This is a genomic window from Streptomyces sp. 15-116A, assembly GCF_025290915.1.
In the GTDB taxonomy this organism is placed as follows: Bacteria; Actinomycetota; Actinomycetes; order Streptomycetales; family Streptomycetaceae; genus Streptomyces.
Window position 1 is genome coordinate 1 of record NZ_JAOCQE010000361.1, and the last position, 5,286, is coordinate 5,286.

At 70.7% G+C, this 5,286-nt stretch carries 8 protein-coding genes and 1 tRNA gene; 3 read left to right on the plus strand and 6 right to left on the minus strand.

Translation table 11 applies throughout. The features are described from left to right. Positions 1-242: 242 nt before the first annotated feature. Positions 243-1,064 (minus strand): DUF4097 domain-containing protein, encoded by an 822-nt coding sequence (locus N4P33_RS32160; protein WP_260830474.1) that lies wholly within the window; start codon positions 1,062-1,064, stop codon positions 243-245. Positions 1,065-1,275: 211 nt separating this feature from the next. Between N4P33_RS32160 and N4P33_RS32165 the strand changes: the two genes are divergently transcribed. After that, positions 1,276-1,350 (plus strand) — tRNA-Val (locus tag N4P33_RS32165). A 165-nt stretch (positions 1,351-1,515) separates the two neighbouring features. On the opposite strand, the gene N4P33_RS32170 is transcribed toward N4P33_RS32165, so the two are convergent. From N4P33_RS32170 to N4P33_RS32180, 3 genes are all read right to left on the minus strand, one after another. Further along, positions 1,516-1,644: a hypothetical protein gene (locus N4P33_RS32170; protein ID WP_260830475.1), complete on the minus strand. Its 129-nt coding sequence runs from the start codon at positions 1,642-1,644 to the stop codon at positions 1,516-1,518. 27 nt (positions 1,645-1,671) lie between these two features. Next, complete coding sequence (locus N4P33_RS32175; protein ID WP_260830481.1) at positions 1,672-2,124, minus strand: hypothetical protein; 453 nt, start codon at positions 2,122-2,124, stop codon at positions 1,672-1,674. A gap of 147 nt (positions 2,125-2,271) precedes the next feature. Continuing rightward, positions 2,272-2,643, minus strand: coding sequence for a hypothetical protein (locus N4P33_RS32180; protein ID WP_260830476.1), 372 nt, complete (start codon positions 2,641-2,643; stop codon positions 2,272-2,274). Between the two features lie 171 nt (positions 2,644-2,814). Here N4P33_RS32180 and N4P33_RS32185 point away from each other — a divergent pair, with 171 nt between their 5' ends. Beyond that, entirely contained in the window at positions 2,815-3,597 is a 783-nt protein-coding gene (locus N4P33_RS32185; RefSeq protein ID WP_260830477.1) for a DNA-binding transcriptional regulator, read from the plus strand. A 208-nt stretch (positions 3,598-3,805) separates the two neighbouring features. On the opposite strand, the gene N4P33_RS32190 is transcribed toward N4P33_RS32185, so the two are convergent. Next, positions 3,806-4,420 (minus strand): nucleotidyltransferase family protein, encoded by a 615-nt coding sequence (locus N4P33_RS32190; RefSeq protein ID WP_260830478.1) that lies wholly within the window; start codon positions 4,418-4,420, stop codon positions 3,806-3,808. 52 nt (positions 4,421-4,472) lie between these two features. Then, entirely contained in the window at positions 4,473-4,799 is a 327-nt protein-coding gene (locus N4P33_RS32195; protein ID WP_260830479.1) for a hypothetical protein, read from the minus strand. Between the two features lie 107 nt (positions 4,800-4,906). On the opposite strand from N4P33_RS32195, the gene N4P33_RS32200 reads away from it, so the two are divergent. Beyond that, entirely contained in the window at positions 4,907-5,137 is a 231-nt protein-coding gene (locus N4P33_RS32200; protein WP_260830480.1) for a DUF2277 domain-containing protein, read from the plus strand. Positions 5,138-5,286: the final 149 nt, after the last annotated feature.

Below are 5,286 nucleotides of genomic sequence, written 5' to 3' on the forward strand. Positions count from 1 at the left end.
GCGCCGGGTGCCACCGCCGGCGAACGCGGCCGGCAGCGCCAGCGCGGCGAGGAGCGGCAGCCCCACCAGGGTGAGGACGTCGCGCACGGCCGGCGGTGGAACAAGGCCGCGCGCGCGGCGCACGCGCGGCTTCGACGGCGAGTACGGCTGCGCTGGTGTCGCCGTCACATCCCTCTCCCGTACTGTCGTTCGCCCTGCCCGGTGTCATTCTCCCACCGGTACAAGACGAACACACGGGTCGGTCAGTTCGCCGTACGGACCGTGAGTTTGCCGTCGCCGGTGCGGGCGGTCACCTCGTGGGAGCTGGAGTCGTCGCGCGGCACGGACACGTCCTCGGCGCCGTCACCGGTGTCGGTGGTGACGCGGTAGGCGGCGCGGGGCAGCTCGATGGTCAGGGAGCCGTCGCCGGTGCGCGTGTCCACCCGGTCGGGCACGGCGCCGAGTTCGAGGCGGACCGAGCCGTCGCCGGTCCGGGCGCGCACCGTGCGGGAGGAGACCTCGGCGCGCACCGAGCCGTCGCCGGTGCGCAGCTGCAAGGGGCCGGAGGTGTCGGTGACATGGACGGATCCGTCCTTGGTGCGCAGGCTGAGGGCGTCGCGGAAGCCCTTCGCGCGTACGCTGCCGTCGCCGGACTCGACCTTCACGGCGATGCCGCGGGGCACCTCGATGCGGTGTTTGGCGGAGCAGTCGGCGACCATGCCGGAGCAGTTCACGCGCAGCGTCAGCCGGTCGTCCTTCATGGACCAGGTGACCTCCGGGTCGGAGCCGACCGCGACGGTGCCCTGGAACCAGCGGGTGACCTCGATTTTCCCCCGTTCCTGCTCGTCGGCGACGACTTCGAGGGCGGAGTCGTCGGAGTCGATGGTGAGGGTGCGGCCCTGGAGGCCGAAGGAGCGGTGGTCGGGGTCCTTGTCGTCCGCGGCCGACGCCCCGCAGGCGGTCACGCCCGCGATGAGCACCACGGAGATCCCGGCGAGCGCCAGCCGGGCGGCACCGGTGCCGTGCGCCCGGTCCCAGGTACGGCGGCCTGTGCTGATGCGGGACGTACGGCTCGTGCGGGTCATGACGGTCTCCCCCTGGGACGGATACGGGCGCCTTCGAGCGCTCTTCGACCGTACGGATCCGGGGGCCGGCAAAGGATCCGGGCCGCTCCCGGATCCGGGGTGGGGATAACCCCAGGGAGACCCGGACGCGGACCCCCGATACGGGTTTGCCGGACGGTGCCCCGGGCAAGGTAGGCTGTCGACTCGTCCTGGGCGCGCAACGCCCGGGCCCGGGTGCGTAGCTCAGGGGTAGAGCGCCTGCCTTACAAGCAGGATGTCGGCGGTTCGAAACCGTCCGCGCCCACCAGTAGCTGTGGCTCAGCGCGGCTGGGTCTTGCGGCCCCCCGGAGATCATTCCGGGGGGCCGTTCTCGTGCCTCGAGTGCCTATGGGTGAACCAGTGGCCCTGACCGGCGACGGGTACGCCGATCGGGGCCGTGGTTTCCGCCTTGGCGCGGTGCCCGGCTGGGCGGTCAGGGCTTGCGCGGGACTGCGAAGCCCCGCACCGGCCGCGGCTTCTGCGTGTCACTGGAGTCCGGTTGCTGCGCGCGTTTCCACGCCGCCACCAGATCCGCGTACCGCGGGTCGATCCACTCGGACATAGCCACCTCCGCGCTCAGGCTACGGGGTTACACGACGGGAGGTTCCGGTTTCGGCATCGGCCGGATGGTGCACTCCGGGGCGTGCTGGCACTTCGCCGCCACGGACACGAGCGTCTCGTCCGACGGCGGCCCCCACAGCTCGGGGTCGGCCTCCCAGCCCAGCGCCGCGACGGCCTCGCGGGTCCGGTCGAGGATCGGCGGATCGTAGTGGGTGGGGTCATAGCCCGGGTAGTGGTGGACGAACCGGCCGCCGAGCCTCTCGCACACTTCGGCGTACATGGCGGTGTGCAGCAGCAGGGCGTGCCAGCCTTCGTCGACGATCCGCGACGGCGCCAGGCCCACCTCCGGGTTGTGCGAGCAGGCCGCGACGAACTTCAGGCCCTCCTCGACGACGCGGCCGGCCATCTCCTCGGACATGCCGGGGTTGACGTCCATCACCGTGCTGCGGCAACTGGCGAACTGCTCGTCGGTGATGAGCATGCGGGGTAACGCCGGGATCGGATCCGGGTCGGGGCCGGGGTGCGGAGGTACGCTCACAGTGATCTCCTTCGCTTCGTGCGGATGGGGTCGGCCCCGCCCGGCCGGGGTTCTTCGCGGGATTCACGGGCCGGGCGGGGAGTCTTCGGGCTACGGGTGGCGGCCCTGACGGATCAGCCGGTACAGGATCAGGCCGACCTCGCAGCGGCTCGCCTCGTCCGCGCACTGCTCGCACATCGGGGCATGGTCGAACAGACCGCGGTGCGCGCGTTCGGCCGCACAGCCCCTGCAGGATCGGGGATACCAGGTCGGGCCTGCAGCTTTCTGCTCACCCAGGTCGACCGCCGTCTCGGCGCTCAGAGGGGCGCTCGCGCACCAGACGCACGCTGTACCTCGGGCCTGGGCGTCCGTGACGGTGTCCCGGTGCGGCAGAAGGAGCACGTCCACGGCTGTGGCGGGGACCTCGAGCAGAGGTCTCCATGGCTCCCACGGGGGGAGCTGCGCGGCAGTACGGTGCGTCATGTCGACTCCCAGCAGTCGGCGGGGCCGTTGCAGGCGGCCCGGGGCAGTTCGTCACCGAGAACGTTCGCGCGGTTACTGTCTGCGCGCGACGACAGAGAGGGCGTCATAGCGGCGACACGCAGGGCGTCATTTCGGTGTCATTCCTGCCGGGATAGGGCTACCGTCGAGCACATGGCCACTCCGAACGGAACCCTCAGGGCGGTCCGTATGGGCTTGCTCATGTCCCAGGACGAATTCGCCCGCGCGATCCGCGAAGCCGGTGAGCAGGCGGGCGCCCCGAACGACGCCTCCAAGCGCCTCGTGCAGCGCTGGGAATCCGGCACCACGGCTGCGCCGCGTCCGGTGTACGCGCGCGCCCTCGAGGCCGTGACCGGCTTGCCCATCGAGGCCCTCGGCTTCCCGGCGTCCACGCTCGCCCGCATCTCCGACGACGGACACGGCGGCCACGACCTCGAGGACTCGCCCCTGGGCATCCCCGTGGCCAACGGCCCCCTGGCCGCCAAGGGCTCCCCGGCCGCGCAGGCAGCCCCCCGGGCGAACTACACGGGGATCTGGCTCAGCACCTACGAGTACGTCTCCAGCGGGCGAGGGAACCAGGTCTTCACCGGCAAGCACCACGTCGTCCTTCTCCAACACGGCAACCGGCTCACCGGGCGCAGCCTGCCCGGCGCCTCGCTGAACCCGGACAGCCCGCTCACCCTGGATCTCCAGGTGGAGGGGAACACGGTCACCGGCACGTGGACGGAGCAGACGGCGAGCGAGGGCTACTACCGCGGGGCGCGGTACTTCGGGGCGATCCAGATGCTGGCCGAGCCCACCGGCCGCCGGATGGCGGGCAAGTGGGTCGGTTTCGGCAAGGAGTTCGACGTGAACACCGGCCCGTGGGAACTGCGTCTCCTGGACGCCTCGACAGACAAGGCGACGCTGGCGTCGTACAACCGACCGCCCGAGTAGGCCCGCAAGTCCTCTCCGACCCCCCGGCACCAGCCGCTGGCTCTTCCATGTCCTGGTGCTAGCGGCGGCTGCTCCGACACTGCCGAGGGTGACCGGCGTTGCGGCAGCTGTGAGGCGTGCGACGCCGAACCCCGGAAGGACGACGACCGCGATCACCGCGAATGGTCGTTGAGTATGTTCCCCGGCCGGTCACGAACGTGATCGAGGTCTAAGTCGCCGTGGTGTCCGTGGACGGCCAGTCCAGCACGATCAGTCCAGGCCACTCCTCCTGCCACCGCGCCGCCTTGGTCTCATAGACCGAGCGCGGGGCGAGCACCGGGTTCGGACGCAGGACGAGGTTGAACACGTCCGACAGCCCATGAGGCGCATAGACCCGCCATCGCCCGTCCGGCTCCACACGTACTCCCAGACAGCACGTCGTTGCGGCGAAGCTGTCGATCGCCGCCTCGGCGGAGTCGTACGGCGGGCACGGGACGCCGAACTTGTCTTCGTACCAGAGGTGAACCCGTGCCTCGTTCCTGATCTCGACCTCTGCGGGCAGATCGGCGAAGACCTTCCGTCCGGCCCGGATCACTGCGTCCTCCGCCTCCCAGGAGAGATCGCTGCCATCGAAGTAGAAGATGTCGTAGTCCTTGATGCCGCTGGTCGGGGGCCTCCCTGTGACCACGTTCCATACCGTCTGGAACAGACAGCCGGCCGTCACATACCACCCCGGCAGGCCCAATGCCCCCGTTCGCGCCAGCACTTCCGACAACACGTGGTTGCGGGACAGCACCGAACGCAGGGACTCGAGTTGTTGGTCGAGAGGGAGTCGGCTGATCACCAGGCCTGCCTACCACACCCTGCCCGCCGGCAGCGCCGGCAGCGTGGAGTAGCTAGTCCTCGTGCGCGTGTTTCAGTTGGGCGCGGGCGTGTACCCGGTCGGCGCCGGTGAGTTCGGACCAGTAGCGGTGGGTGCTGACGAACACCGCGAGTTCGTGCTCGCGGCGGCGCAGCTTCTCCACCTCGGCCTGTTCGTCCTCGGTCCAGCCGGGCGAGGCGGGGCGTTCGATCTTGCGCCAGCCGCCCTCGTCGCTGAAGCCGTCGAGGGGTTCGACCGACCAGGGGAGACGCTTCAGCAGGGCCGACAGCTCGGCCCGGACCTGATGCAGTTCCTCCTGACCGGCGAGGAGGTCACTCGGAAAGTCATAGGTCGCAGCCACAGCCCAATGATACGCCTGTTCGATTTTGAGCGGCGAGTTACTCGGGGGTCGGCTCCAGGGTTCACCCGATCGTGGATCGGGCGGCGGTCAGGGGTCAGACTGGGGGCATGTGCCGGAGTATCAAGACCCTGCGTCCGCCCGCGTTGCCCGAGGAGGCCACGGAGGAGGAGATCCGTGCCGCCGCGCTGCAGTTCGTGAGGAAGGTGTCCGGCTTCCGGGCGCCGGCCGCTCACAACCGCGAGGTGTTCGACCGGGCCGTGGACGCGATCGCCGAAGCCACCGCCGAACTCCTGGACGGCCTGGAGGTACGGGGCGCGCCCGCCCGGCAGGCGAGCTAGCGGCAGTTCCTGGGGAGCCGGCGCCCCCGCCCGCCAGGCGCGCTGGTCCTGGGAGCGTCCGCAAAGCCCCGCCTGCCCTGCGACGCCCGGCACGCCCCGGCCCGTCGCGCACGCGATCCGGTGCCTACGAAGCCCCCGACGCCCGCGGC

What these genes read in the sequence shown, in the direction of transcription:
- N4P33_RS32160 (WP_260830474.1), bottom strand. Translation starts at nt 1,064, where the DNA reads ATGACCCGCACGAGCCGTACGTCCCGCATCAGCACAGGCCGCCGTACC.
- N4P33_RS32170 (WP_260830475.1), bottom strand. Translation starts at nt 1,644, where the DNA reads ATGTCCGAGTGGATCGACCCGCGGTACGCGGATCTGGTGGCGGCGTGG.
- N4P33_RS32175 (WP_260830481.1), bottom strand. Translation starts at nt 2,124, where the DNA reads ATGCTCATCACCGACGAGCAGTTCGCCAGTTGCCGCAGCACGGTGATG.
- N4P33_RS32180 (WP_260830476.1), bottom strand. Translation starts at nt 2,643, where the DNA reads ATGACGCACCGTACTGCCGCGCAGCTCCCCCCGTGGGAGCCATGGAGA.
- N4P33_RS32185 (WP_260830477.1), top strand. Translation starts at nt 2,815, where the DNA reads ATGGCCACTCCGAACGGAACCCTCAGGGCGGTCCGTATGGGCTTGCTC.
- N4P33_RS32200 (WP_260830480.1), top strand. Translation starts at nt 4,907, where the DNA reads ATGTGCCGGAGTATCAAGACCCTGCGTCCGCCCGCGTTGCCCGAGGAG.